25 protein-coding genes and 1 tRNA gene are annotated in these 25,624 nt (G+C 62.0%); 15 read left to right on the forward strand and 11 right to left on the reverse strand.

Annotated elements, in window-relative coordinates; genetic code table 11:
* Positions 1-18 precede the first annotated feature (18 nt).
* Genes FG94_RS21160 through FG94_RS28490 form a run of 3 tightly spaced genes read left to right on the forward strand, consistent with a single transcriptional unit; the run spans position 19 to position 1,524 of the window.
* Positions 19-405 (forward strand): methylglyoxal synthase, encoded by a 387-nt coding sequence (locus FG94_RS21160; protein WP_036215920.1) that lies wholly within the window; start codon positions 19-21, stop codon positions 403-405.
* A gap of 25 nt (positions 406-430) precedes the next feature.
* A complete protein-coding gene (locus FG94_RS21165; RefSeq protein WP_036215922.1) occupies positions 431-1,405 on the forward strand; it encodes a quinone oxidoreductase in 975 nt (324 codons plus the stop codon).
* Positions 1,402-1,524, forward strand: coding sequence for a hypothetical protein (locus FG94_RS28490; protein WP_267872344.1), 123 nt, complete (start codon positions 1,402-1,404; stop codon positions 1,522-1,524). Before FG94_RS21165 ends, FG94_RS28490 begins: the two co-directional genes overlap by 4 nt.
* Before the next feature lie 33 nt (positions 1,525-1,557).
* Here FG94_RS28490 and FG94_RS21170 read toward each other — a convergent pair whose 3' ends face one another.
* Positions 1,558-2,223: a DUF4136 domain-containing protein gene (locus tag FG94_RS21170; RefSeq protein WP_036215843.1), complete on the reverse strand. Its 666-nt coding sequence runs from the start codon at positions 2,221-2,223 to the stop codon at positions 1,558-1,560.
* Between the two features lie 194 nt (positions 2,224-2,417).
* Between FG94_RS21170 and pepN the strand changes: the two genes are divergently transcribed.
* From pepN to FG94_RS21185, 3 genes are all read left to right on the forward strand, one after another.
* Complete coding sequence (gene pepN / locus FG94_RS21175) at positions 2,418-5,066, forward strand: aminopeptidase N (RefSeq protein ID WP_036215846.1); 2,649 nt, start codon at positions 2,418-2,420, stop codon at positions 5,064-5,066.
* Between the two features lie 170 nt (positions 5,067-5,236).
* Positions 5,237-6,238: a class 1 fructose-bisphosphatase gene (locus FG94_RS21180; protein WP_036215849.1), complete on the forward strand. Its 1,002-nt coding sequence runs from the start codon at positions 5,237-5,239 to the stop codon at positions 6,236-6,238.
* A 142-nt stretch (positions 6,239-6,380) separates the two neighbouring features.
* Positions 6,381-6,456, forward strand: a tRNA-Thr gene (locus tag FG94_RS21185).
* A gap of 214 nt (positions 6,457-6,670) precedes the next feature.
* Here the strand turns inward: FG94_RS21185 and FG94_RS21190 are convergent.
* A complete protein-coding gene (locus tag FG94_RS21190) occupies positions 6,671-7,000 on the reverse strand; it encodes a helix-turn-helix domain-containing protein (protein WP_036215852.1) in 330 nt (109 codons plus the stop codon).
* A gap of 93 nt (positions 7,001-7,093) precedes the next feature.
* On the opposite strand from FG94_RS21190, the gene FG94_RS21195 reads away from it, so the two are divergent.
* From FG94_RS21195 to FG94_RS27450, 3 genes are all read left to right on the forward strand, one after another.
* A complete protein-coding gene (locus tag FG94_RS21195; protein WP_036215854.1) occupies positions 7,094-7,585 on the forward strand; it encodes a hypothetical protein in 492 nt (163 codons plus the stop codon).
* Between the two features lie 13 nt (positions 7,586-7,598).
* The gene (locus tag FG94_RS21200) at positions 7,599-7,868 is read left to right on the forward strand and encodes a hypothetical protein (protein ID WP_036215855.1); all 270 of its coding nucleotides are present in this window, start codon (positions 7,599-7,601) and stop codon (positions 7,866-7,868) included.
* 98 nt (positions 7,869-7,966) lie between these two features.
* A complete protein-coding gene (locus FG94_RS27450; protein WP_152571077.1) occupies positions 7,967-8,713 on the forward strand; it encodes a hypothetical protein in 747 nt (248 codons plus the stop codon).
* 109 nt (positions 8,714-8,822) lie between these two features.
* On the opposite strand, the gene cadR is transcribed toward FG94_RS27450, so the two are convergent.
* The gene (gene cadR, locus FG94_RS21210; RefSeq protein WP_036215857.1) at positions 8,823-9,254 is read right to left on the reverse strand and encodes a Cd(II)/Pb(II)-responsive transcriptional regulator; all 432 of its coding nucleotides are present in this window, start codon (positions 9,252-9,254) and stop codon (positions 8,823-8,825) included.
* Between the two features lie 92 nt (positions 9,255-9,346).
* Between cadR and FG94_RS21215 the strand changes: the two genes are divergently transcribed.
* The 4 genes from FG94_RS21215 (at position 9,347) to FG94_RS26820 (ending at position 15,746) form a co-directional block, all read left to right on the forward strand.
* Positions 9,347-11,785, forward strand: coding sequence for a heavy metal translocating P-type ATPase (locus FG94_RS21215; RefSeq protein WP_036215859.1), 2,439 nt, complete (start codon positions 9,347-9,349; stop codon positions 11,783-11,785).
* Positions 11,786-11,886: 101 nt separating this feature from the next.
* Entirely contained in the window at positions 11,887-14,532 is a 2,646-nt protein-coding gene (locus FG94_RS21220; RefSeq protein WP_081926121.1) for a heavy metal translocating P-type ATPase, read from the forward strand.
* A complete protein-coding gene (locus FG94_RS21225; protein ID WP_051996976.1) occupies positions 14,529-15,248 on the forward strand; it encodes a ZIP family metal transporter in 720 nt (239 codons plus the stop codon). Before FG94_RS21220 ends, FG94_RS21225 begins: the two co-directional genes overlap by 4 nt.
* Positions 15,249-15,392: 144 nt before the next feature.
* The gene (locus tag FG94_RS26820; protein WP_081926122.1) at positions 15,393-15,746 is read left to right on the forward strand and encodes a hypothetical protein; all 354 of its coding nucleotides are present in this window, start codon (positions 15,393-15,395) and stop codon (positions 15,744-15,746) included.
* Between the two features lie 65 nt (positions 15,747-15,811).
* On the opposite strand, the gene FG94_RS21230 is transcribed toward FG94_RS26820, so the two are convergent.
* The 8 genes from FG94_RS21230 to FG94_RS26220 all read right to left on the reverse strand — a co-directional run bounded on the left by FG94_RS21230 (position 15,812) and on the right by FG94_RS26220 (position 24,455).
* A complete protein-coding gene (locus tag FG94_RS21230; protein ID WP_036215863.1) occupies positions 15,812-16,408 on the reverse strand; it encodes an SIS domain-containing protein in 597 nt (198 codons plus the stop codon).
* Positions 16,405-17,382: a cation diffusion facilitator family transporter gene (locus FG94_RS21235; protein WP_051996977.1), complete on the reverse strand. Its 978-nt coding sequence runs from the start codon at positions 17,380-17,382 to the stop codon at positions 16,405-16,407. Before FG94_RS21235 ends, FG94_RS21230 begins: the two co-directional genes overlap by 4 nt.
* Positions 17,383-17,424: 42 nt before the next feature.
* Complete coding sequence (locus FG94_RS21240) at positions 17,425-17,610, reverse strand: hypothetical protein (protein WP_036215865.1); 186 nt, start codon at positions 17,608-17,610, stop codon at positions 17,425-17,427.
* A 46-nt stretch (positions 17,611-17,656) separates the two neighbouring features.
* Positions 17,657-18,247 carry a hypothetical protein gene (locus FG94_RS21245; RefSeq protein ID WP_036215867.1) on the reverse strand — a complete coding sequence of 197 codons (591 nt, stop codon included), beginning with the start codon at positions 18,245-18,247 and terminating at the stop codon, positions 17,657-17,659.
* 48 nt (positions 18,248-18,295) lie between these two features.
* A complete protein-coding gene (locus FG94_RS21250; RefSeq protein ID WP_036215870.1) occupies positions 18,296-21,460 on the reverse strand; it encodes a CusA/CzcA family heavy metal efflux RND transporter in 3,165 nt (1,054 codons plus the stop codon).
* Between the two features lie 14 nt (positions 21,461-21,474).
* The gene (locus FG94_RS21255; RefSeq protein WP_081926123.1) at positions 21,475-22,698 is read right to left on the reverse strand and encodes an efflux RND transporter periplasmic adaptor subunit; all 1,224 of its coding nucleotides are present in this window, start codon (positions 22,696-22,698) and stop codon (positions 21,475-21,477) included.
* A complete protein-coding gene (locus FG94_RS21260) occupies positions 22,695-23,999 on the reverse strand; it encodes a TolC family protein (protein ID WP_036215873.1) in 1,305 nt (434 codons plus the stop codon). Before FG94_RS21260 ends, FG94_RS21255 begins: the two co-directional genes overlap by 4 nt.
* 114 nt (positions 24,000-24,113) lie before the next feature.
* On the reverse strand, positions 24,114-24,455 hold the full coding sequence (locus FG94_RS26220; protein ID WP_152571078.1) for a hypothetical protein: 342 nt from the start codon (positions 24,453-24,455) through the stop codon (positions 24,114-24,116).
* A gap of 340 nt (positions 24,456-24,795) precedes the next feature.
* On the opposite strand from FG94_RS26220, the gene FG94_RS28355 reads away from it, so the two are divergent.
* Both FG94_RS28355 and FG94_RS28495 read left to right on the forward strand, forming a co-directional pair.
* Entirely contained in the window at positions 24,796-25,308 is a 513-nt protein-coding gene (locus tag FG94_RS28355) for an efflux RND transporter permease subunit (protein WP_036215876.1), read from the forward strand.
* Positions 25,308-25,442 (forward strand): hypothetical protein, encoded by a 135-nt coding sequence (locus FG94_RS28495; protein ID WP_267872345.1) that lies wholly within the window; start codon positions 25,308-25,310, stop codon positions 25,440-25,442. The genes FG94_RS28355 and FG94_RS28495 overlap by 1 nt, the downstream gene beginning before the upstream one ends.
* Positions 25,443-25,624: the final 182 nt, after the last annotated feature.

Genomic DNA, 25,624 nt, shown 5'->3' on the forward strand with positions numbered 1-25,624 from the left:
ATGACCAAGCCACCGCAGTTGAAGCCCCGCATTGCACTGATCGCGCACGACAGGAAGAAGGACGACATGATCACCCTGGCCAGGGAGTACCTTGACTTCCTCAAGGGCTGCACGCTCTCGGCCACCGGCACCACCGGCGGGCGCCTGGCCAACGAGCTCGGACTCACGGTCGAGCGCAAGCATTCGGGGCCGGTCGGCGGCGACCTGCAGATCGGCGCCCAGCTGGTGCAGGGCGAGATCGACTGCGTGATCTTCCTGCGCGACCCGATGACGCCGCAGCCGCACGAACCCGACATCAACGCCCTGGTACGCGCCTGCGACGTGCACGACATCGCCTGCGCCACCAACGTCTCGACCGCGCGCCTGGTGCTGTCGCAACTGCTGCGCGCCCGCGCGCGCGCCTGAGGAATCGCATCTGGAGAATCCCATGCTGGTCAAAGCCATCCGCATCGCCACCCTGGGTGGCCCCGACGTGCTCGAGTACGTGGACGTCGACGTCGGCGAGCCCGGGCCGGGCGAGGCGCGCGTGCGCCACCATGCCATCGGCCTGAACTACATCGACACCTATTACCGCAGCGGCCTGTACAAGCTGGCCCTGCCGTCCGGCCTGGGCCAGGAAGGCGCCGGCGTGGTCGAGGCGGTGGGCGAGGGCGTCACCCACGTTCGGCCGGGCGACCGTGTCGCCTATGCCGGCGGCCCGGCGGGCGCCTACAGCGAGGCGCGCGTCATGCCGGCCAACATGCTGGTGCGCCTGCCGGATGCGATTTCCTTCGAGACTGGCGCCGCCATGATGCTGCAGGGCCTGACGGTGCAATACCTGTTCCGCCAGACCTACCAGCTGCAGCCCGGCCAGACCATCCTGTTCCATGCGGCGGCGGGCGGCGTCGGGCTGATCGCCTGCCAGTGGGCGAAGGCGCTCGGCGTGAACCTGATCGGCACCGTCGGCTCCGAGGAAAAGGCGGAACTGGCGCGCGCCCACGGGGCGGCCCACGTCATCAACTACAACACCGAGGACGTGGTGCAGCGCGTGCTGGAGATTACCGAGGGCGCCAGGGTGCCGGTGGTCTACGACTCGGTCGGCAAGGACACCTTCATCCGTTCGCTCGACTGCCTGCAGCCGCGCGGCCTGATGGTCAGCTTCGGCAATGCGTCCGGCGCGGTGCCGCCCTTCGCGTTGAGCGAGCTCGCCTCGCGCGGCTCGCTCTACATCACGCGTCCGACGCTGTTTGCCTATGCCGCCACCCGGCCCGCGCTCGAGGCGATGGCGGCCGAATTGTTCGAGATGGTGGAAAGCGGGAAGATCAGAATCGAGGTCAAGCAGCGCTTCAAGCTGGCGGATGCCGCCGAGGCACACCGGGCGCTGGAAGGGCGCCGCACGACCGGCTCGACGGTGCTGCTGCCATGAGGGAGTCGGACAAGGAAGAAAGCGGCGCGCCGAAATTCGGGCGCCTCTTGATCGTGCTGGCGTTCGCGCTGGTGCTGGTCGTGGCGCTCACCTTCGGTTCGGAAGCCTACTTCTCGTAGGGTGGACGGCAGAGCCGTCCACCCTACAGTTTGCTAGCCGTTTTGCTGCTTCAGTTCCACCCTGCGCGCCACGCCCGACGGCCCCGGGAAGCCTTCGAAGGCGCTCTGCACCAGGGCCGGCATCAGCGCCGGCGTCGACAGCTCGCGGCTCATGTTGTGCACGGTGACGTCGAACAGGCGCTTGCCGTCGCTGGCCGACTTGATCCCGACCTGCAGTTCGCGGCGGTAGCGGTGCTCGATCGAGACCTGGTAGGCCGGGCTCCAGAACGGATCGTAGAACGGGCTGCTGTAGAAACCGCCCCAGTACGGACGGTGCAGGCCGCGGTAGCCGAAGCGCCGCGCCGGATGGTAGTAGGGGCGGTAGAACGGTGACGCGAACGGGTGGGCGAAGGGCATGATCGGCTCGACCACGCGCACCGGCACTTCGGTGGTGGTGAAGCGCATCGCTACCGTCAGCGCCGGCTTGCCGCCTGCGGCATCGCGAAAGCCCAGGCGCGCCAGCTGGCCGCGCACCAGGTCCTGGTAGGCGCGGTATTCCAGCGTGTCGTCGGCTGCCGGCGGCGCCTCGAACACGTAGCTCTTGTCCTCGATCTGTGCCGGCCACTGGTGAAAGGTGGTGACATCGCTGCGGATCGTGGTGGCGCACCCGGTCAGCAGCATCGTGAGCGCCGCTCCGGCGGCGATCATCAGGCGTTTCATTGCTTTCTCCCTCGTGAATACGGACTTTTCCTATCCTCTAGATTATCTGCTGTTCAGCAACTAGGTGAATTAATTTACACGCGGTTACTGCATGCACATTCCGATACATACCGCAACGTAGCGGCCAGCAGAAAATCTTGTTGGTAAAATGAGCACTTCAGCCAGCATCCCAACCTGCCTTTTGCGGACTTCCTATGCGCACCGATACGCCCCAGACGATTTACCGGAGTGACTATACCCCGCCGAGCTACCTGGTGGAAACAGTTGAGCTTGGCTTCGACCTCGACCCCACCCGTACCGTGGTCGCCAACCGCATGACGGTGCGCCGCAACCCCGACAGCGCCCAGCGCGAGATCGAACTCTACGGGGAGGACATCGAACTGGTGGCGCTGCGCCTGAACGGCCGGCAGCTGGAAGACCGCGACTACGCGATCAACGGCAACCTGCTCACCATCCCGAACGCGCCCGAAGAAGCCACCCTCGAGATCGAGACCGTCTGCGTGCCGGAGCAGAACACCACGCTGAGCGGCCTGTACACCTCGAACGGCAACTTCTTCACCCAGTGCGAGGCCGAAGGCTTCCGCCGCATCACCTATTTCCCGGACCGCCCGGACGTGATGGCGAAGTACACGGTCATGCTGCGCGCCGACAAGGAACGCTATCCGGTGCTGCTCTCCAACGGCAACCTGCTGGAAGAAGGCGAGCTGGGCGACGGCCGCCACTACGCCAAGTGGGAAGACCCGTTCAAGAAGCCGTCCTACCTGTTCGCGCTGGTCGCCGCGCGCCTGGTCTGCCAGGAAGAGACCTTCCGCCTGGCCGACGGCCGCGACGCCCTGCTGCAGGTATGGGTCGAAGAGGGCAACCTCGACAAGACCGACTACGCGATGCAGTCGCTCAAGCACAGCATCCGCTGGGACGAGGAGCGCTACGGACTGGAACTCGACCTCGACCGCTTCATGATCGTCGCCACCAGCGACTTCAACATGGGCGCGATGGAAAACAAGGGCCTGAACATCTTCAACACCAAGTTCGTGCTGGCCAACCCGCGCGTGGCCACCGACATCGACTTCCAGGGCATCGAGGCGGTGGTGGCGCACGAGTACTTCCACAACTGGACCGGCAACCGCGTCACCTGCCGCGACTGGTTCCAGCTCTCGCTCAAGGAAGGCCTGACGGTGTTCCGCGACCAGGAATTCACCGCCGACATGATCGGCACCGAGACCGGCCGCGCCGTTACCCGCATCGACCAGGTGCGCACCCTGCGCCAGGCCCAGTTTCCGGAGGACGCCGGACCGATGGCCCACCCGGTGCGTCCGGACTCCTTTGTCGAGATCAACAATTTTTATACCGTCACCGTGTACGAGAAGGGCGCCGAAGTGGTGCGCATGTACCAGACCCTGCTGGGCCGCGAAGGCTTCCGCAAGGGCATGGACCTGTACTTCCAGCGCCATGACGAGCAGGCCGTCACCTGCGACGACTTCCGCAAGGCGATGGCCGACGCCAATGGCCGCGACCTGACGCAGTTCGAGCGCTGGTACGACCAGGCCGGCACCCCGGTGCTGCGCTTCGAGGCGCGCTACGACGAAGGCGCGCAGACCTACGGCATCACGCTGTTCCAGTCCTGCCCGCCGACCCCGGGTCAGCCGGAGAAGCGTCCCTTCCACATCCCGGTGGCGGTCGGCCTGCTCGACCGCGAGGGCAATGACATGCCGCTGACGCTGGACGGCAAGGAGCTGGGCACCACCACCGTGCTCGAACTGACGGAAAACGAGCAGACCTTCGTGTTCACCGGTGTGAAAGAGCAGCCGACCCCTTCGGTCCTGCGCGACTTCTCGGCGCCGGTGATCCTGCAGCACGGCTACAGCGACAGCGACCTGCTGCACCTGTTCAGCCACGACAGCGACCCGGTCAACCGCTGGGAAGCCGGACAGCGCCTGGCGATGGGCCGCCTGCTCAAGCTCACCGGCGAGGCGCCGGTGTCCAGCCGCCTGAGCCTGGACGACACCTTCATCGAGGCGATGCGCAAGATGCTGCTTGATGAGTCGCTCGACCCGGCCTTCCGCGAGCAGGCGCTGCTGCTGCCGACCGAAACCATGATCGCCGAGCAGCTCGACACCGTCGATCCGCTGGCCGTGCACATGGCGCGCCAGTTCATGCGCGCCAACATCGGCGCGCGCCTGCGGGGCGAACTGCTGGCCCAGTACGAGGCCAACCAGACCCCCGGCCCCTACAGCCCGGATGCGGCGTCCGCCGGCAAGCGCGCCCTCAAGAACCTGGCGCTGTCCTACCTGAATGCGGCACCGGACGAAGAGACCATCGCGCTGGCGCTGCGCCAGTGCCAGGGCGCCGACAACATGACCGACCGGGCCGCCGCCCTCGGCGCCCTGATCCATGCCCGGGCGCCGCAAGCGGAAGCCGAGCTGGCACGCTTCTACGACGAGTTCCAGGGCGAGGCCCTGGTGGTCGACAAGTGGTTCGCGATGCAGGCCGCGGCGCCGACCACCGACATCGCCAAGGTGCGCGAGCTGATGCGCCACCCGGCCTTCAACCTGCGCAACCCGAACCGCGCGCGCAGCCTGGTCGCGACCTATTGCATGAACAACCCGGTCGAGTTCCACGCCCCGAACGGCAGCGGCTACCTGTTCTGGGCCGAGCACGTGACCCTGCTCGACGCCCTCAACCCCCAGGTCGCCGCCCGCCTGGCGCGCGCCATGGACCGCTGGCGCCGCTACACGCCGGAACTGCAGCAGCACATGAAAACGGCGCTGCAGCAGGTGGCGGGACAGCAGCGGCTGTCGAACGACGTGCGCGAGATCGTCACGAAAGCGCTCGCGAATCAATAACCGTAGGGTGGGCGGGTCTCCCGCCCACGCGGTGATCGTTATCGGCTCCGCTCTCGTGCCGGATGATCTCGCTGCTAACTATCACCGCGTGGGGTGATCTGGTCCAGTGGACCGGATCACGAGCCGCCCACCCTACAAAAAAGAATCCAAACCAAACCAGAAGGAAGTCCATGAAACGCGTAAGTCTGACGCAGTACCTGGTCGAGGAGCAGCGCCTCCACCAGAACATCAATGCCGAACTGCGCCTCCTGATCGAGGTCGTGGCGCGCGCCTGCAAGCGCATCAGCTATTCGGTCAGCAAGGGTGCGCTCGGCGAAGTGCTGGGCAGCGCCGACACCGAGAACATCCAGGGCGAAGTGCAGAAGAAGCTCGACGTGATCTCGAACGAGATCCTGCTCGAGGCGAACGAGTGGGGCGGCCACCTGGCCGCGATGGCTTCGGAAGAGATGGAAACCATCCGCCTGATCCCGAGCCGCTACCCGAAGGGCGAGTTCCTGCTGCTGTTCGACCCGCTGGACGGCTCGTCCAACATCGACGTCAACGTCTCGATCGGCACCATCTTCTCGGTGCTGAAGGCGCCGGAAGGCATGACGGAACCGACCGAGCAGGACTTCCTGCAGCCGGGCGCCCAGCAGGTCGCGGCCGGCTACGCCGTCTACGGCCCGCAGACCATGCTGGTGCTCACCACCGGCAACGGCGTGCAATGCTTCACCCTGGACCGCGAAATGGGTTCCTGGGTGCTGACCCAGAGCGACATGCAGATCCCGGAAATCACCAAGGAATTCGCGATCAACATGTCGAACAAGCGCCACTGGCATGCGCCGGTGCAGCGCTACGTGGACGAAATGCTCGCGGGCTCCACAGGCGCGCGCGGCAAGGACTTCAACATGCGCTGGATCGCCTCGATGGTGGCCGACGTGCACCGCATCCTGAACCGCGGCGGCATCTTCATGTACCCGGCCGACATGCGCGATCCGTCCTCGCCGGGCAAGCTGCGCCTGATGTACGAAGCCAACCCGATGGCCATGATCGTCGAGCAGGCCGGCGGCGCGGCCACCGACGGCAAGCAGCGCATCATGGAGATCCAGCCGACCAAGCTGCACCAGCGCGTGCCGGTGTTCCTCGGTTCGAAGAGCGAGGTCGAACTGGTCACCCGTTATCACGCAGAGTGAAGCAGCGCGGAATTTGACCATCTGGTAAAAAATGCGGCGGACTTCGATACACACTAGCAAGTTTGCCGCATTGTTTGCTAAAATATGGTTCTTTCACCAGTCCGGCTTTGCGCTGGACGGCAACAGGTGAGAGCCAGGTTTCGCCGCTGTAGCTCAGTCGGTAGAGCAGCGCATTCGTAATGCGAAGGTCACCAGTTCGATTCCGGTCAGCGGCACCAAAATTCGGTAGTTAGATCAAGGGGTTACATGATTTTTCATGTAACCCTTTTTTCTTTCGCGGCGCTGTAAGCGAGTTGTGTAACCGCTGTGTAACCCGGCTTACTCAACATTAGCCTTGCACGTTGAGTGCCCGCTTCTTATCGCATGGGGTGCCTGGTTTGCTGTGTGAACGCGCTGGAGGCGGTCGTAGATTCATCAACAGCAGGCAGCATGCTACGGCGCTTCCTGGACGTTCCCAGGCTCTGATAGGAGCCGCTCGACCGCGCCGATAACACCTTGTCTCTCGTGCGCGGGGATGCGGTGCAAGCGAATGAGAATCAGGGCCATGTCATCTTCCTTGCAATAGAAGTAGCATTCCGGGACATCCAGTACTTGGGCGACTCGCTCGACCAATGAGAAGTCCGGCACATGCTTCCCCCGCTCATATTGGTTCATACGCGCGCTCGAAGACATCTCATCTATCCCCGCAAGGACGCCAAGTTTTTCCTGAGACAGGCCGGCGCGTACGCGAGCCTCCTTCATCCGCTTCCCAAACAAAGACATCCATAGCCCCTAAAGGCTAAGATATTCTTAGTATTTTATTGACGCCACACTAAGGAATCCTTAGGATTGCTGAGCTAAAATAGGAGGCAATCAATGATTCACACCCGTATTCCGCCTGCATCAACGCAGGACGATCGCATCGATGATTTTTTGGCCAAGACGGAACGTGACCTGTTCATCTTGGAGGAGGCGGCGGCACGCCGGGTACTCGTCAACGGCTTGAACAAGCGGCAACTCATGGAAGTTGTGTGGACGCTTCAGGGTCGCGACTACCGCATCGAGCGACGCATGGGCACCGCACTCGACGACATTGGCAGGGATACTGGGGCAACTTACCAGCTCGGCGATCTTTTCGGCCTTGAATGGGACGTCTACTTCAAGAACGGCGCAGAGCACCCGTGGCGGAAATCCCGCCTTACCGCGTTCGGAGCGAACGAGCGCGAGGCGATCCTGAATCTGTTGGACGACGGCTTTCGACGCGCTGCGTGGGACGACTACTTCTACGTTCGGCTACAAGGTGTGACCGACCTGCGCGAGCTAGGCACTACGTGTTTGAACACCAGAAGCCGGCTGGGCTTCTATTAAAAAAGAAAAGAAAATGAAACTTGAAAAAATTTGGCTGGTGGTGCTTTTAGCTGGTTGCGCTTCTACGACGGGCGTGGTCTCGACGGGTAGTAATCAGTACATGGTTTCGCGAGAAGACAACGGTCCGGCTGCCTCGCTGGGCCATCTCAAGGCCGCGACGATGAAGGACGCAGGCGCGCACTGCGCCGGGCAAGGTAAGACAATGCAGATCCTCAGGGAGACCGATACGCCGCGCTCGCTCGGCCAGTTCCCGCAGACCACACTGCATTTCACTTGCATTTAAACTGCATGGCTCCTCACGGCGCTGGCGCGCCGCACGGTCATATCGTCGGCCACCGCTGGTCGTTGTCGAGTTGACACTGCGGCGCTACGATACCGGCCATGACCAGTTACCAAACGCCTTCTGTTCACGCATGCCCATGCTGCGACGCCTTCTTTCTCCGCCGACGCCTGCGTAGCGCTAATTCTTTCGGCACACAAGACTGGTCCGACGCGAAGCCGACCATGTCGTGGCGCCAAGAGCCTTTAGTCCGCTGCAAAGCATGTGCGGCTCTGTTCTGGCTGGACGATATCGAGCCAGTTGGGATCATGCCCCAAAGACCGAGGGAAATAGGCCGATTCACTCGGGCATGGCTGCGTTGGCGTGGCGACCCTGAAGGGCAACTTCAGGATCAGGAGGAGTGGTCCCAGGCGATGGAGTCATGGGGAGATGCGCAGTACATCGGCAGCGTGAGTTTCGACGACGTGCAGTATGTACTGGCGCGCTCCAAGGGCGTGCGTAGGGACCAGCTTCTATGGCTGAGGAACCGCATCTGGTGGGGATTGAACGACCGCTACCGCTGCCGCTCCGATGGCTCACCATTGTCTGACGTGCCGACTTGGCCACTAGCGCTTGAGCGCACCAACATGGAGGTAATCCTGGACATCTTGCGCGACGGTGAGGTGAAGCCATGGAACATGGTCCAGCAAGGGGAGCTGCTACGCCTGCTAGGCCGTTTTGACGAAGCTATCGCAGTACTCAAGGCTGTGCCAGCAGACGGTTATAGTGAGGTGAGGGCGGTCAAGATCGAAAGCCTTGCAAGGCGAGGCGACATGCAAGTTCGGGAATTAAGTCCCCGGACATGGTGAGGCTTAGCACAAGAACTGCGGTGCTAGAAGCCGATCAAACAATAGGCTTGAGGCTTGCCAGCAGAACTTACATCTCCGTACTTGAGCAAGTTCATTAAGACATCAAATGTTAACCGCGTGAGCCGTGGACTGGTTTATTGCAGCGGCTGTTTTCGATGCTAAGGGCGCGCAAAATTTCGCAAGAGCTCGTGGTATCTGCCACTATACAGCGAGCCCTCAGCTCACGCAGTTGAGCTTCTAGCGCCGTCAACCCCTGGATCCGCTCGAAAACATCGGCAATATGCTTCTCCAAGAGCTCGTTTACGCCTGCGCACTCGACTTGCGGATCGTCCTTGAAGTTGAGCAAGGTTCGGATTTCGTCCAAGGTCATGTCCAGCGCCCGGCAATGACGTATGAACAGCAGGCGTTCACTATGCTGCTCGTTGTAAGTACGGTAATTATTCATCGCACGTTTAGGCGACATGAGAAGACCGACCCGCTCGTAATACCTGATGGTCTCTACTAGGCAACCAGATCGCTCTGCAAGTTCACCAATTTTCATAGGATTGTCCTGTTTCGTTTGTCAAACGCTTGACTCTGTACCAGCTACAGGGTTTCAAATACCGACTATACATAGTTTGCAGGGGAAATGTCATGTCAGAGTGCCAGAGCAAGGCCTGTTGCGCAAAGCCAGCCGCGACCACTCCGGCGGTGGTCAGTCCGGACGTCGTTACAAGCGCACTCGAACTGCGTATTGCGCAGATGGACTGTCCAACCGAAGAAGGGCTGCTGCGCCAAGCGCTGGGCCGGGTGGCGGGTGTTGGGCAACTGGATTTCAATCTCGTGCAGCGTAAGCTGCGGGTCTCGCATAGCCTCGCCGACCCGGCCCCTATTATCTCGGCCATTCGGGCCGTTGGCATGGAACCAGTCGTCGAAGGCGGCATCGACGCCGAGGCCAGTGCGGCACAGACCGTGTTCAGCATCGAGAACATGTGTTGCCCGACCGAGGAGGCGCTCATTCGCAGCAAGCTCGCCGGCATATCCCAGGTTGAAAAGCTGGAGTTCAATTTGATGCAGCGACGCCTGGCTGTCTGGCACAGGGGCCCTGTTTCTCAGATCGAAGACGCGCTGAAGTCGATTGGCATGGAGGGGACGGTAGTCGCAAACGCGCTGGGCCAGCGCGCCGCGCCGGCCGCGGTACCAACTCAGAAAAAGCAGTTCATCGGCCTTCTGCTCGGTTTGGCTGCGGCGATCGCCGCCGAGGTCATCGCATGGAGCACCGGGGTAGAGAATTCGGTGCCGGTCGTTCTCCTGGCAGTGACCGCCATTGCTGTTTCTGGGCTGGGCGTCTACAAGAAGGGCTGGATAGCGCTCAAGAACCGCAACCTTAACATCAATGCCTTGATGTCGATTGCCGTCACCGGCGCGGTGCTGATCGGCCAATGGCCGGAAGCCGCGATGGTCATGGTCCTGTTCGCGCTCGCCGAGCTGATCGAGGCACGCTCGCTCGACAGGGCACGAAACGCTATCCAAGGACTGGTTGCCCTGACGCCGGATACCGTGCAGGTACGCCTGGAAGACGGCGCCTGGGTGGAGCGCGAAGCGGCAGGCGTCCCGATCGGCACGATTGCACGCGTCGGGCCCGGGGAGAGGATTGCCCTGGACGGTTCGGTGACGGCCGGCCAATCCGCCGTGAACCAGGCTTCGATCACGGGCGAAAGCATGCCAGTGTCGAAGTCAGTGGGCGACATGGTGTTTGCCGGCACGGTCAACGAGACCGGGTCGTTCGAATACCGCGTGACGGCTGCCCACAGCAATTCGACGCTCTCGCGCATCATCCGCGCTGTGGAAGAGGCGCAAGGCAGCCGCGCACCTACCCAGCGCTTCGTAGACAAGTTCTCTAAGGTCTACACGCCAATCGTGTTCGCGCTGGCACTTGCGGTCGCCATCGTTCCGCCGCTGCTGTTGGGAGCAGAGTGGATGCCATGGATTTACAAGGCGCTGGTACTGCTCGTGATCGCCTGCCCCTGCGCGCTCGTGATCTCGACCCCGGTGACGGTCGTCAGCGGCCTCGCCGCTGCAGCCAAGATGGGCATTCTGATCAAGGGTGGCGTCTATCTTGAACAAGGTGGCAAAGTGCGCTCGCTGGCTTTGGACAAGACCGGCACCATCACGCAGGGCAAGCCGGTCGTGACCGATGTGTCCCCCTTGCGAGGCGACCCAGGCAGCTCGCTGCAACTAGCGGCATCGCTTGCCGACCGCTCGGACCACCCGGTATCGACCGCCGTGAGACGCCACTGGTCGGATCAGGCAGGCAGTGCTCCCGTGTCGACCGTGACGGACTTCGAAGCGCTGACTGGCCGAGGCACGAAAGGCAAAATCGACGGCAAGTGGTACTACCTGGGTAACCACCGGCTGGTGGAGGAGCTGGGTATCTGCAACGACGCAACCGAGGCGGTGCTCGCGAAACTCGAAGGCGAAGGCAAGACCGCAGTGGTGTTATGTGACGAGGTGGCGCCGCTCCTGATCATCGGTGTGGCCGATACCATTCGTGAAAGCAGCCGCGAAGCGATCGTCCAGCTTCACGAGCTTGGCGTTCGCACGGTCATGCTCACAGGCGACAACGCAGTGACCGCTGCGGCCGTCGCACGCCAGGTTGGCATCGACGATGCGCGCGGCAACCTGCTACCGGAGGACAAGCTTGCAGCGGTCGACGAGGAGATCGCCCGGCACGGGGTCGTCGGCATGGTCGGGGACGGGATCAACGATGCGCCTGCGCTGGCCAAGGCGAATATCGGCTTCGCGATGGGCGCGGCAGGTACAGGTACTGCCATCGAGACGGCCGACGTCGCACTGATGGATGACGACTTGCGCAAGATCCCGCAATTCATCCGCTTGAGCAGGCAGGCCGCTGCCATCCTCAAGCAAAATATCGTCGCCGCCCTGCTGATCAAGGCCGTTTTCCTGGTTCTGGCCATCGCCGGCTCAGCCACCTTGTGGATGGCCGTCTTCGCGGACATGGGCGCAAGCCTGCTCGTGGTGTTCAATGGACTGCGCCTGCTCAAAGCAGGAAACGCACGCAAGCACGGGTAGCGTTTCGCGGCAAGTATTCTCGGTTCCGCTTCGGTGCGTTGGCATACGGACGACATCCGGTGTCAACATTATTCTGGTATTTCCAGGAACCGGGAGCTTATATGGAACAATCGGAACGAGTGCGGCTTGAGTTGCCATTGATCCTGCCCGAAGTGGACGATGCGAACGATCCTTGCGCCGGGCGGCTCGTCAGCCTGCTGACAGGCCGTCCGGGAGTGGAACGTGTTCATATCAAGACACAAGAGGGATCGACACCCCTGCTGTGCCTGCATTACGACCCGTCTCTTATCACGGTGTCGCGGCTGCGTGAATTGGTCAGTGCCGTAGGTGCTCAACTCAGCGAACAGTTCGCCCATTACATCGGCTGTGCACCGGCGCCGCTCCATTCGCGCAGCGCACGGCTGTTTTCGGAGCGTTTACGTGAGATTCCAGGCGTGCTGGAGGCCGAGGTATCCGTCTCCGGCAGGATTCGTGTCGAATACGAGCGGGCCGCCGTGGCGCGCACACGGCTGGAAGGCCTGGTCAAGTCCCTTGGTACGGAATTGACTGACGCGAGTCCGGCATCGGAAAACGATCACGATCACGACCGGGCCGGTCACGCCCGTCATGCCGGTCACAAGCACGCGCATGAGCAAAAGGGGACGCATTCAGGGCACAAGCATGCGCCCGATGACAAGGGCGGTCACGCGGGACACACCCATGCGCATGGGGGAGTGTTCGGCGAACATACCGAACTCATATTTGCCGTCATCGCCGGCGTCTGCGTACTGGCTGGCTGGCTCCTCGATCGCGCCGATGCCGGCCCGGGTTGGCTGCCCCAGGCTTTGTATGTTGGCGCCTATTTCTTCGGAGGTTACTTCACCGTCAAGGAAGCGGTCGAGAACCTGCGCGCCCGTCGCTTCGAAATCGATACGCTGATGCTGGTCGCAGCCGCCGGCGCGGCAGCATTGGGAAACTGGGCGGAAGGTGCCCTGTTGCTGTTCCTCTTCAGCCTCGGCCACTCGCTGGAACACTTTGCAATGGGGCGTGCGCGGCAAGCAATCGAAGCGCTGGCCAAGCTGGCGCCGGAAACGGCGGTGCGCAAGCGCGGCGAAGAGCTGGAAGAGGTTCCCGTGGCTTCCCTCGCGCCAGGCGACATCGTGCTGGTCAAGCCGAATGAACGCTTGCCCGCCGACGGCGTTGTCGTCAACGGTACATCGAGCGTCAACCAGGCACCGGTGACTGGCGAGAGCATCCCGGTCGACAAGTCGCCGGTCCAGGATGGGGCAAGCGCGATTGCCGCCTTCGACCGGGTCGACGCAGCCAACCGCGTGTTCGCCGGCACCATCAACGGCGCCGGCGCGATGGAGGTGATGGTGGCACGCCTTGCCTCGCAATCGACGATGGCCCGCGTCGTGCAGATGGTGGCGGAAGCCGAGGCGCAGCGTTCGCCCACCCAGCAGTTCACCGACAAGTTCGAACGGGTATTCGTCCCGGTAATCCTCGCGCTCGTGGCTTTGCTGATGCTCGCCTTCCTGGTGGTCGACGAATCGTTCTCGGCCAGTTTCTACCGAGCGATGGCCGTGCTCGTGGCCGCGAGCCCATGCGCATTGGCGATCTCAGTGCCCAGTGCCGTGCTGTCGGGGGTGGCACGGGCTGGGCGCAGCGGTGTGCTGGTAAAAGGAGGGGGGCCGCTGGAAAACCTCGGCAGCCTCAATTCGATTGCCTTCGACAAGACCGGCACCCTGACCGAAGGGCGGCCGAAACTGACGGATGTGATCCCGGCGAGCGGCACGAACGAGGATGAATTGCTGGCCGTGGTCGTTGCGGTCGAGTCGCACAGCGACCATCCGCTGGCATCGGCGCTCGTCAAGGGCGGGCGCGACCGGCTCAAACCAGACACCGCTGCGGTCCGTGCTGACGATGTGCGTGGCCTTATCGGCCGCGGTGTCCAGGCTTCGGTCGATGGCGAGACTGTCTACATTGCCAAGCCTGTGCTGTTCAGTGAGCTGGACGGCATGCGGCCGCCACCCGAATTAGCCGCTGCCAACGAGCAGCTGGTACAGTCCGGCCGCACCACGATGATCGTCAGGAAGGGCTCGCGCTTCCTCGGGGTGATCGGCGTCATGGACACGCCGCGTGCGGCCGCCCCTGGCGTGATGGCGCAGTTGCGGGAGCTTGGCATTGAACGCCTGGTGATGATCTCGGGTGACAACCAGCAGGTGGCCGATGCCGTCGCGCGCACGGTGGGCCTGACCGAAGCCAGGGGCGACCTGATGCCGGAACAGAAAGTCGAGACGATCAAGGCTTTGCGTGAACGCCACGGCAAGGTCGCCATGGTCGGCGACGGCGTCAACGATGCACCGGCGATGGCGAACGCGACCGTCGGCATTGCGATGGGCGCGGCCGGCTCGGACGTCGCACTGGAGACCGCCGACGTTGCCTTGATGAGCGACGATCTCAGCCAGCTTCCGTTCGCGGTCGGCCTGTCGCGCCGTACCAAGTGGGTGATCAAGCAAAACTTGTGGGTGAGCCTGGGTGTGGTCGCCGTCCTGATTCCAGCAACCATCTTCGGCCTGAATATCGGTACTGCGGTCCTGTTCCATGAAGGCTCTACCGTGCTGGTGGTGATCAATGCCCTGCGCCTGCTCGCCTACCCCGACGTGGCGAGCCGATCCGTGAGCACAGCCGTAGCGGCGGGTCTGGGCGAGAAACCTCTTCAATCCCCGGATCTTCGTGATATCGACTCGAAGGGGGCGTCGTCGTGACAGCCACCCTGTCGAAAGTGATGCTCTACGCGGCGCTTCCTGCCGTCGCCACCCTGGCCGGCGCGCTGCTCGCTCTCGTCAAGCAGGCGGGGCCGGGCTTGCGCAGCGCGGTTCAGCATTTCGCCGCGGGCACGGTGTTTAGCGTCCTGGCTGTCGAGTTGCTGCCGGACCTGATGCATCGGCGCATGCCTTGGCCCACATTCATCGGATTCTCGCTCGGCGTTGCCTTCATGCTTGGGTTGAAATGGTGGAGCGAGAGGGGTGGGAAAACCGAGGAAGGCCGGGATCCGCGCGCGCTGCTTACCGCGATGGGCGTCGACGTCGTTCTTGACGGCGCATTGATCGGGCTCTCGTTCGCGGCGGGTGAGAAGCAAGGCCTGCTACTCACGATCGGCCTGGTACTGGAAACGTTTTTCCTTGGCGCTTCCTGCGCGACGTCATTGCGTACCGCCGGCCAGACATCGCTCAGGATCGGCGTTACCGCCGCAATCCTCGGTATCGGGGTGCTGGCAGGGGCAGGCGCGGGCGCGGTCATACTCAACAGCGTGACTCCGGTGTTCATCGACGCTCTGCTGGCGTTTGGCGTGGCCGCCTTGCTTTATCTGGTCACTGAGGAGTTGCTGGTGGAAGCGCACGAAGGCAAGGAGACACCTGGACAGACGGCCATGTTCTTCCTCGGGTTCATTCTGCTCTTCATGATCGATATGTTGATATGAGGTAAGGCAGCGACCAAGAAATCAACCATCTGACCGCGGTGCGTTGAGAGGCAACATGCAATTCCGCGCGTAATTCTTGCGCCTAGGTCTAGCATTGTGAATGCTTGAGAATAATTCGTTTTTAAACCCGATACGGAGGACGATATGCCAACTACTACCACGCACGAGAACGACCTGCAGGCTTGTATTGAGGCATGCGAAGAAGCCATCCATGCATGCCAGGCGTGTGCGGCGGCTGACATTCGCGAAGGTGGCGATGCCAATTGTGCGTTAATCAATCTCGATTGCGCCGATATTTGCAGCGCAACCATGAATGCGCTGGCTCGCGGATCGGAGCATCACGGTGACTTCTGTATGCTCTGTGCGCATATTTGCAGGGCATGTGCAGCGGCGTGTGCACCACATGCTGACAAGCATGCGCATTGCGCCGCATGTAAAGCGGCCTGCGAAGCCTGTGCAACCGCATGCGACAAGCATGCTCGTGAGCGTGATATGTAAGCAGCCAGACGCTGTCCATCATCCAGCAGGTCGAACACGTGGGGACACTGTCACATTGGTTCGGCTTATCCCTTTGAAGGATAGTTGGCCGGTTGCAGACTACGTTCCACCAGCTCGATCAGGATGTGGATGACCTTGATATGCAGTTCCTGAACCCGGTCGGCATATCGCCCCGCGCTCGTGCAAATACTGATATCGACAGATTGCTCGAGCTGCGATCCCGGCCGTCCAGTTAATCCAATGACCTTCATTCCTTTCGCGCGTGCGGCCTGCGCGGCGAGCACGACCGATGGGCTATTGCCGCTGGTGCTGATGGCGAATAGAATGTCACCGGCAGCGCCGTTCCCTTCGACGAACCGGGCAAATACTTGCTCGTATCCATAATCATTGGCGACACAACTGATATAGCTTGGGTCGCTGATCGCCAACGCCGCCATTGCAGGGCGGTTCTCGCGGAACCGTCCTGACAACTCTTCGGCCAAGTGCATCGCGTCGCACATCGAGCCGCCGTTTCCACATGAGATAACACGCCTTCCACTGCGCAGCGAATCGATGAGGAGGGCAGCCCCTGCCTCGATATTCGCGAGCTGGTTGACGTCGTTGATCAGGTGATCGAGCGCTTCGCGCGCCTCGACGAGGTTTGCCCTGATATGTTCAATCATCGCTTCTCTCCTTCATGTTCATTGTGACCGGTGTGCTCCGCCTGCCCGGCATGGTCATGCCCTGCTGCCGGAACGAAGGTGTGCTCCTCGATTGCCTGCTCGCAAGGCGTCGTTTCGATCTGGATGGTGCTGTGATGGATATCGTATTTATCGGCGACTAGCTGGCGGATGGCGAGCAACAGGGCTTGTGAATCCGTGACGTCGGCACGCTGTACCACGTGTGCCGTCAGGCTGGATTTGCCGCTTGTAATCGACCATACATGCAGGTCGTGCACGCTTGCCACGCCTGGAACGCCGGTGATCGCTTCCTTGACGTCGGCGATGCCTAGCCCCTCGGGAACGCCTTCGAGCAGCACGTTCATGCTTGCCTTGAGCAGCGTCCAGGTGCGGGGAAGCACCCACAAGCCGATGGCGACGGCGATCGCCGAGTCGACCCAGGTCCAGCCGGTAAAGCGGATGACGAGCGCACCGATGATGACGCCGATCGAGCCGAGCATGTCGCTCCATACCTCGAGGTACGCTCCCTTGACGTTCAGGCTGCTATCCTTACCGCTCGATAACAGTTTCATGCTGATGAGGTTGACAATCAGACCGAAGGCGGCAACCAGAAGCATCGTTCCTGACTGGATCTCCGGCGGATTGCCCAGGCGCTCATACGCTTCGTACAGGATATAAATCGCCACCAGGAACAGCAGGATGGCGTTGAATGCCGCCGCCAGGATCTCGAAGCGGTAGTATCCGAAGGTCCGTTCGCTGTCGGCTGGCCGCTTGCCGATGCGGATCGCCGCAAGTGAGATCGCCAGCGCTGCGGTGTCGGTGAACATGTGCGCCGCATCCGAAATCAGCGCAAGACTGTTGGTGAGAATACCCCCGATGATTTCGGCTACCAGAAAAACCGTCGTGAGGATGAGCGCTATCCAGAGCGGACGCTCGTTCTGACCCGGCTGCGCTGCATGAGAATGTCCTGAACCCATCGTGCTCCCCTCGCGTTGTGATGATCGTGTTGCTGCCTTCTCCTACTTTTTCTTGCCATTTTCCTTTGCACGCTTCCGAGGTTTCGGCCCGGGGCGCTTGTAACGGTCCCGGTACTTCAGCCAGCCGAGAAAAACCATAATCATCCCGAACACTGCAAAGCCGATAATGCCGAAAACTTCAAAGAGGTTTTCGTGCAAGGGCTCCGGTGCCTGTTGTGGCAGTCTCATGTCACCTCCATTCGATGTTGTCCTTCACTTGCTTGCTTCCGGCCATTCAATCCAGCGTCTGGCCGAGATTGATCACGGTGCGCGCACACAGTACCAGTACAGCTAAAAGTCCGGCGAGCGCGTCCAGCCTTCCTGCAGCGATGCCCACATCGCAAAAAGCGACACCGAACGCAAGTGCGGTCGGTACTGCGGAAAGAACTGCATCGGCTCTGCTGGGGGCCGCGCCGGCACGAGCCGGCCCACATGCCAATCTGGCCGTCGTGGCAATGGCGACCGACCCAGGCAGGGCAAACGCGGCAACGGCTACGGCATCGAGAGATTCTCCGTGAAAGATGCCATGCGTTCCCAGCGCGATCGCGACCAAGACCATGACGACGCAACACATGCAAAGAGCGATCTGCACGACCGAGAACGCGACCTCGATTCCGGGTCTCGTTTGCTTCGTCAGCTTTTCGATCGATAACAGCCGAAACGCAATCGTTGCGGCGTGATGCGAAGCCGCTGCTACCAGGATAATACTTTCAACAATGATTCCTCCCGCCGCGCAACTGGCGAAGGCCGCTCCATGCGCAGCGAGATCCAGCCTGACGAGCCCGCGCCCGACCGGGAAGCGCCGCCCCGGATTGTCTCGACCCATATCGTCCTCTCTGAGTTGGGCCGCAAACGGCAGCTGCGGCCCATACGCTTACTGGACGACCACTTTCGCCGGCTGTACCGGTTCGTCATCAGGATCCTTGCGATGCGCGAGCCGATAGAGCAGGGGAAGAACGAGCAGCGTTAGTGCGGTCGAAGACAGGATCCCGCCGATGACGACGGTTGCCAGCGGCCGCTGCACTTCGGCGCCTGTCCCGGTTGCGATCGCCATCGGCACGAATCCCAGCGATGCGACCAGGGCAGTCATCAGGACCGGCCGCAGTCGTGTGAGCGCGCCATGCGTGATTGCCTGGTCCAGATCCATTCCCTCTTCACGCAAGGTCCGGATATAGGAAATCATCACGAGGCCGTTCAGGACGGCCACACCGGACAAGGCGATGAATCCCACTGCCGCGGAAATCGACAGCGGAATTCCCCGCAGGGCCAAGGCGATGACGCCGCCGGTGAGCGCGAACGGGATGCCGGTAAAGACGAGCAAGCCATCCTTCACGTTGCCGAACATCGCGAACAGCAAAGTGAACACGATGAAGAGGGCAAGCGGCACGACGATCTGCAGGCGCTGGGTCGCAGATTCCAGCTGCTGGAAGGTGCCGCCCCAGCTGGTCCAGTAACCTGCCGGAACCTTGACCTTTGCAGCGATGGCCGCCTGCGCCTCCGGAACGAAGGTGCCGATATCGCGGCCGCGCACGTTCGCGCTCACGACGATGCGCCGCTTTCCGTTCTCCCGGCTGATCTGGTTCGGCCCTGGCGTGAAGTTCAGCGTCGCGACTTCGGCAAGCGGGATGTAGGCCGTTGCGCTACCTTCCTTGGCTGGCAGGGGAATCGGCAGCTGCCGCAATGCGTCAAGGTCGGTGCGCATCGCTTCTGGCAGGCGAACCACGATGTCGAAGCGGCGGTCGCCCTCGAACATGGTGCCGGCTTCGCGCCCGCCAGTGGCGATTGCCAGCGCTTCCTGCACGTCGCCGATGTTCAGGCCGTACCTGGCCGTTTTTTCGCGGTCGATATCGACGGTCAGCATCGGCAGGCCGCCAGTCTGCTCCACCTTGACCTCAGCCGCACCAGGCACCCGTTGGAGGACCTCGGCAATTTCCTTGCCGGTGGTTTCCAGCACTGCCATGTCGTCACCGAAGACCTTTACGGCGACGTCGCTGCGTACACCCGAGATGAGCTCGTTGAAGCGAAGCTGGATCGGCTGGGACAGTTCGTACGCATTGCCGGCATACTTCTCCGCTTCTTCCTCGATCGCCTCGACCAGCTCGGCGCGGGTCTTCTTCGGCGCGGGCCACGTAGACTCGGGCTTGAGCATGATGTAACCGTCCGAGATGTTGGGCGGCATCGGGTCCGAGGCAATCTCGGCGGTACCCGTGCGGGCGAACACGCGATCGATCTCCGGGAACTTCGCCTTCAGGCCGGCCTCGAGCTTCTGCTGCATCTCCACCGACTGGCTCAGGCTGGTTGCAGGGATGCGAATCGCCTGCAGCGCGAGATCGCCTTCATTCAGGTTGGGGATGAATTCGCTTCCCAGCCGTGTAGCCAGCAGTCCCGACAGGAGCACCAGCACGACGGCGCTCGTGATCACCAGAGCGCCGTTACGCAAGACCTTTTCGAGGGCCGGGGCGTAGACGCGCTTCGCCGAGACCATGATACGGTTTTCCTTTTCCGTGACGCGCTTGCCGATGAACAGGGCGACGGCGGCGGGAATGAAGGTGATCGACAGGATCATCGCCCCGAGCAGCGCGGCGACGACGGCGAAGGCCATTGGATGGAACATCTTGCCTTCGACACCGGAGAGGGCAAAGATCGGCAGGTACACCACCATGATGATGAGCTGGCCGAACAGGAGAGGGCGGCGCGCTTCTTTCGCGGCCGCGAACACCTCGTGGAAGCGTTCGGCAAGGGTCAACTGGCGCTTATGGTGTTCCTGCGCGTGCGCGAGGCGCCGTACGCAGTTCTCGACGATGACGACCGCCCCGTCGATGATGATGCCGAAGTCGAGCGCACCCAGACTCATCAGGTTCGCGCTGACCCGGTAAGTCACCATCCCGGTAAAGGTGAACAGCATCGCGAGGGGTATGACCAAGGCCGTGATGATCGCAGCGCGGATATTGCCGAGGAAAAGGAACAGGATCACGATCACGAGGACGGCGCCCTCGAGCAGGTTCTTCTTGACCGTATTGATCGCCTTGTCCACCAGTGTCGTGCGGTCGTACACGGGAATCGCCACCACGCCTTTCGGCAGCGAACGGTTCACCTCGACCATCTTGCTGGCTACCGCCTGGGAAACAGCCCGGCTGTTTTCGCCGATCAGCATGAAGACCGTGCCCAGCACGACTTCGCGGCCGTTCTCGGTTGCCGCCCCCGTACGTAGCTCGCGCCCGACGTCGACCGTCGCGACGTCACGCACGCGGATGGGAACGCCGTCGACATTGCTGAGGATGGTGTTGCGGATGTCGTCCAGCGTCTGCACCTGACCCGGCGCCCGCACGAGGAATTGCTCGCCGCGGCGCTCGATGTAGCCCATGCCGACGTTGCTGTTGTTACGGTCGATCGCATTGACGACGTCGGACAGCGACAGCCTGTAGGAACTGAGTTTTGCCGGATCCGGGGCGATCAGGTACTCCTTTGCGAAGCCGCCGATCGAGTTGATCTCGGTGACGCCGGGAACCTGGCGCAGCTGCGGCTTGATGATCCAGTCCTGGATCTCGCGCAGGTCGGTGGGGGTGTAGGGCGTGCCGTCGGGCTTTTTCGCCCCCGGCTCGCTTTCGACCGTCCACAGGTAGATTTCACCCAGGCCCGTCGAGATCGGACCCATCATGGGGGTCACGCCGGCCGGCAGGTTTTCCCTGGCTTCCTGGATCCTCTGGTTGACGAGCTGGCGTGCGAAATAGATGTCGGTGTCGTCGTTGAAGATGACGGTCACTTGCGACAGGCCATAACGCGACAGCGAGCGGGTTTCTTCCAGCCCGGGCAGGCCAGACATCACGGTTTCGATAGGGAACGTGACACGCTGCTCGACTTCGAGCGGCGAATAACCGGCCGCCGAGGTATTGATCTGCACCTGGACGTTGGTGATGTCGGGTACCGCGTCGATCGGCAGCTTCTGGTAGTTGTAGATGCCGACTGCGGCCATCGCAATGACGGCCAGCATGACTAGCCATCGATGTTCGATGGCAAAGCGAATGATGCGCTCAAACATGTTTCGATCCTCGCTCAGTGTTCATGCTCGGCACTGCCCTTGCCCTGCTGGGCCTTCACGACAAAGCTGCCGGTCGTGACATAGGGTGCGCCCGCGGCGAGGCCGGCGACAATTTCCGTCAGCTTTCCGTCGCTGACGCCGGTGGTCACCGGCTGGGCCTGGAACCCCTTGGCGGTTTTGACGAACACGACGTTCTTGCCTTCCAGTGTCTGCAGGGCGTCGGAAGCAACGGCAACCGCAGCGTCCTTCTGCCCACTGACCACGGAAACGTTGACGAACAGGCCGGGGCGCCATGCGAGTCCTGGATTGTCGATCACGACCCGTGCGCTTGCGGTCCGGGTCTCCTCGCCGAGAAGGTTGCCCACGTAACTGACCTTGCCTGCTACGGACGGCCCACCGGCTGCCGACCTGACCGTGACCGCTTGGCCGACGCGGACCGAGGCCAGGTCTTTGGGCGCGACCGCGATGTTCACCCACACGGTCGACAGATCCGAGACGAGGAAGACGTTCGCGTCCTCCTTCACTGCTTCACCCTGGGCGAGGTGTTTTTCGACGACGACACCGGTAAACGGAGCGCGCAGGACAAAGCGGTTGACCGCGCCGGCCGATACGTCCGCGCCGAGTGCGTTCAATTTCGAGCGGGCCGCCTGCGACTCGATCTCGGCTTCGCGATAGGCCTGTTGGGCCTGGAGGTAATCCTGCTCAGCGGAAACCTTTTGTTCCCACAGCTTCTTTTCGCGCTCGTAGGTGATGCGCGCCAGCTCGAGCCTCTTGCCGGCAGCGAGCGCGGCACTGCGCAGGTCCGCCAGTTCGGCGCTGGCGATGACGGCCAGGGGTTGTCCCTTCTTCACATCCTGGCCAAGCGAGGCGGCAACCGATTCGACCACGCCCGCAACGCGCGGCACGACGTGTGCCGTCCGGTCTTCGTTGAAGCGCACCTCGCCGGGGAGGACAAGTTCGGTGCGAATGGCTGCCGGACCAGCCGTTGCAGTGGCGATGCCGGCGGTCTGGATCTGCTGCGGGCTCATTTCGATGAGGCCGGGTTCTTCGGCATGTCCTTCTTCCTTCTCACCGCCTTTTTCGGTCTTTGCCTCGGCGGTTTCTTCGGCGCGCTTCCCGCCTTCCTGTGCCGGAGCGCTATCGCCTTTCCAGAACACGATCAGCAGGGCCAGTATGATGCCGACCGCGATCACCCCCGCGATCGAAAGCGCTGATTTTTTGTCGATATTGAACTTCATGGGGTATTCCTGTTGGTATTGGTGGCGCCGGTGCCAGCGTCGGAAAACCGGCCGAGCTCCGCAGTAAATCGGTAGCTGTCGTAAAGTGCCTGGACGTATTGCGCGCGGCTTTGCAGCAGGGTGCGCTGGGCATCGAGTACATCCAGGAAATTGAACTTGCCAGCCTCGAAACCGATGACGGCGGAATCGAAGACGCGTTGCGCTTCCGGGAGAATTTCCTGTCGCATGGTGTGCACCTGTTCCCTCGCCAGTTGGGCGCGCTGATAGGTACTGGTCAAGGTCTGGTCGAGCCTCAGCTGCTGCGCATCGCTTTCGGCGCGCGCCTTGTCCGCACGGGCGAGCGAAGCTTGCAGATTGCCCTGGTTCCGGTTGAACAAGGGGAGCGGGACCGAGACGCCGAGGACGGTTTGCGTTCGCCCCATCTCCTCATCCCTCTGGCGGCCGACGACAAGGGTGACGTCGGGCATGCGCTGCGCGCGGTCAACCGACACCTGCGCCTCTTCGCGCTCGACTTGCAGGCGTGCGCGCTGCAGCTGCGGCGAGCCAGCCAGGCGTATTCGCAAGTCTTCAAGGGAAGGAATAGCCGCGAGCTCGTCTACTGGCTCGACCAGGGCCAGAATTCCCGGCTGTGCCTGGCCCCAATACGCCGTCAGCAAACCGCGCGCGATAAGCAGTTCGCCGTCGGCCTGGGAAAGGTCGAGGCGTGCAGTCGACTCGGCTACCTTTGCACGCGACAGTTCGACAGGCGAGACACGCCCGGCGGCAACACGCTTCTCAGCCGCCGCCCTTGCTTTTGACGCAATGTCGAGCGAGGTTTGCGCAAGGCGTACCCGTTCCTGGGCGCCCAGCGCGTTGAAATAGGCGGCGGTGACGTCAGCGCGTAGTTCGGCCCGAGCCATGCTCGCGGCCGCAAGTGCAAGCCGGCTGTCGCGCTCGGCGAGCCCCACGCGGGCGCGCCGCTTGCCGCCAAGCTCGACCAGCTGGCTCAGCTCGAAGGTACGCGTACGCGTACCGCGTTGTGTTCCCTCAGTTGTGTAGGAAACGGTGGGATTTGGCAGCAATCCGGCCTGGCGGCGCCCGGCGCTAGCGATGACGATGTCGAGGGCACTGGCGCGCAGGCTCGGGTTGGCGGCCATGGCCATGTCGACCGCCTTTTCGAGCGTCAATGGGGTGCCGACGGCGGGTACGGCGGGGACAGCGTCCGGGCGGCCGACTGGCGAACCGCCAGCCAGTTGCGCGGCCGCAGGGAGCGCCCATGCCAATAGCACGAGCGACCCGACAACAATACGTTTGGGGTGCATGAATAAACTCCGAAAACAATAGGCGAAGGATATTCAGCGACGATTCGCATCAGAAATGCCGTGACGACACTCCTGGAAGATCTTGGGACTGATTAGTTACAAGTCGCCGCCGAATCAGACGACGGCAACCCATTGCGGCCGCTCAGGCGGGGCCACATCGGTGGAGGAAAAGCGAAGCAGGGGGGAGGATGGAGCAAAGCGCAGAGGCTCCGAAACCGCAACTACCACGGGCAGCTCCTCGAACGTCAGAGGCGTGTGGGTACAGGAAGTGCAGTGCGAATGCAGGGCCCCTGCTTTCGACTTGGAAGGCTGGTCGAGCGAACTGAAAACCTCTTGAGCAGGCTCGTCGTGCGACGCATGATGGCCAAGATGCTGTGCAGCGCGGCCGGTTTCATGCTCGCAATACTCTGCCACGACGCTCCAGCTAAGCTGAAGCATCATGATTGTGAGCAGCATGTAAACGAACCGGCGTGTCATGGAAAAAGTATAGCACGAGCTATTGCTAGCGACATGAGACCTGTTCAGTGCACGACGGCCGATAAGTTAGAATTGGTGAGAGTTTTTTTCGATTGGTGATACGTTTATTCGCACAGTGAGAGATTTATTCATAATCTACACTTAGGCGGGACCGGCAAGGCCTAGTTAGCCTGAAGGAGATCGCACGGTCGCTGCCGCCCGGACTTGTCATCAAGCCTGTGCTGGACCGCACCCGGCTGGTCGACGCGACAAACCTGACCGAAGGCGCCTTGCTGGTGATCGTCGTGCTCTTTGCCCTGCTTGGAAACTTCCGGCCGCATTGATCGCCGCAGCCGTCATTCCTATCAACATGTTGCTTACCTCGGCGGGTATGCTGCGCATCGGACTGTCCGCGAGTCTGATGAGCTTAGGGGCGCTCGACTTCGGCCTGATCGTCGATAGTGCGGTGATCATCGTGGAAAATGCATTGCGCCGGATTGGCGAGCGTCAGCAGGCAACTGGACGTGTCTTGAGCAAAGCAGAGCGAACGGAAACCGTTGCCGCTGCGGCGCGCGAGATGATTCGTCCAAGCCTCTACGGCCAGGCGATCATTATCCTGGTGTATGTGCCACTGCTGTCCTTCCAGGGCGTCGAAGGACGGATGTTCGTGCCGATGGCGGTGACCGTCATGGTGGCGCTTGTTTGCGCATTCGTGCTGTCGGTCGCGCTCGTTCCTGCGGCGATCGCGCTGTGGCTGTCCAGGCATGTCGATCACACCGAGAATCGCATCATCGCCACCGCTTCGAAAAGGGTATTTTCGCGCGCGGCACCGCGGAACTGGCATCCGATCTAATGCCTGCAAGCATCACCGACACCTTCATCATCGTCAAGGACCGCGCCCAGTGGTCCGATCCGTCACTGAGCAAAGCGGGACTAGTGGAAAACATCGAGCACGCGGTGGCCTATATCCGCTGGCAGAATTATTAGCTGACCCTGTAAAGGCAAAGTTGAAATGTCCGCTTCTGGCAAAGTTGAAATGTCCGCTTTTTTGCCCGGGTTAGCGGGAGCTGGCGCGCTTTTGAGCGGACATCTTCTTGGCTGCCATGACGCCGGTTGACACCACGGTCTGAGGTTGGTCTCCACGACACGGACGTGTACGCCGGCGTGCC

Source organism: Massilia sp. LC238, from assembly GCF_000735635.1.
GTDB classification, from domain to species: domain Bacteria; phylum Pseudomonadota; class Gammaproteobacteria; order Burkholderiales; family Burkholderiaceae_D; genus Telluria; species Telluria varians.

Excerpts from the sequence above, each read along its gene's own strand:
- FG94_RS21230 (WP_036215863.1), bottom strand. The coding sequence starts at position 16,408 with ATGATTGAACATATCAGGGCAAACCTCGTCGAGGCGCGCGAAGCGCTC.
- FG94_RS21215 (WP_036215859.1), top strand. The coding sequence starts at position 9,347 with ATGTCAGAGTGCCAGAGCAAGGCCTGTTGCGCAAAGCCAGCCGCGACC.
- FG94_RS21190 (WP_036215852.1), bottom strand. The coding sequence starts at position 7,000 with ATGTCTTTGTTTGGGAAGCGGATGAAGGAGGCTCGCGTACGCGCCGGC.
- FG94_RS21250 (WP_036215870.1), bottom strand. The coding sequence starts at position 21,460 with ATGTTTGAGCGCATCATTCGCTTTGCCATCGAACATCGATGGCTAGTC.
- FG94_RS26820 (WP_081926122.1), top strand. The coding sequence starts at position 15,393 with ATGCCAACTACTACCACGCACGAGAACGACCTGCAGGCTTGTATTGAG.
- FG94_RS21180 (WP_036215849.1), top strand. The coding sequence starts at position 5,237 with ATGAAACGCGTAAGTCTGACGCAGTACCTGGTCGAGGAGCAGCGCCTC.
- FG94_RS21235 (WP_051996977.1), bottom strand. The coding sequence starts at position 17,382 with ATGGGTTCAGGACATTCTCATGCAGCGCAGCCGGGTCAGAACGAGCGT.
- FG94_RS21220 (WP_081926121.1), top strand. The coding sequence starts at position 11,887 with ATGGAACAATCGGAACGAGTGCGGCTTGAGTTGCCATTGATCCTGCCC.
- FG94_RS28490 (WP_267872344.1), top strand. The coding sequence starts at position 1,402 with ATGAGGGAGTCGGACAAGGAAGAAAGCGGCGCGCCGAAATTCGGGCGC.
- FG94_RS27450 (WP_152571077.1), top strand. The coding sequence starts at position 7,967 with ATGACCAGTTACCAAACGCCTTCTGTTCACGCATGCCCATGCTGCGAC.
- FG94_RS21255 (WP_081926123.1), bottom strand. The coding sequence starts at position 22,698 with ATGAAGTTCAATATCGACAAAAAATCAGCGCTTTCGATCGCGGGGGTG.
- cadR (WP_036215857.1), bottom strand. The coding sequence starts at position 9,254 with ATGAAAATTGGTGAACTTGCAGAGCGATCTGGTTGCCTAGTAGAGACC.
- FG94_RS28495 (WP_267872345.1), top strand. The coding sequence starts at position 25,308 with ATGCCTGCAAGCATCACCGACACCTTCATCATCGTCAAGGACCGCGCC.
- FG94_RS21200 (WP_036215855.1), top strand. The coding sequence starts at position 7,599 with ATGAAACTTGAAAAAATTTGGCTGGTGGTGCTTTTAGCTGGTTGCGCT.
- FG94_RS21170 (WP_036215843.1), bottom strand. The coding sequence starts at position 2,223 with ATGAAACGCCTGATGATCGCCGCCGGAGCGGCGCTCACGATGCTGCTG.
- pepN (WP_036215846.1), top strand. The coding sequence starts at position 2,418 with ATGCGCACCGATACGCCCCAGACGATTTACCGGAGTGACTATACCCCG.
- FG94_RS21240 (WP_036215865.1), bottom strand. The coding sequence starts at position 17,610 with ATGAGACTGCCACAACAGGCACCGGAGCCCTTGCACGAAAACCTCTTT.
- FG94_RS26220 (WP_152571078.1), bottom strand. The coding sequence starts at position 24,455 with ATGCTGCTCACAATCATGATGCTTCAGCTTAGCTGGAGCGTCGTGGCA.
- FG94_RS21195 (WP_036215854.1), top strand. The coding sequence starts at position 7,094 with ATGATTCACACCCGTATTCCGCCTGCATCAACGCAGGACGATCGCATC.
- FG94_RS21260 (WP_036215873.1), bottom strand. The coding sequence starts at position 23,999 with ATGCACCCCAAACGTATTGTTGTCGGGTCGCTCGTGCTATTGGCATGG.
- FG94_RS21245 (WP_036215867.1), bottom strand. The coding sequence starts at position 18,247 with ATGGGTCGAGACAATCCGGGGCGGCGCTTCCCGGTCGGGCGCGGGCTC.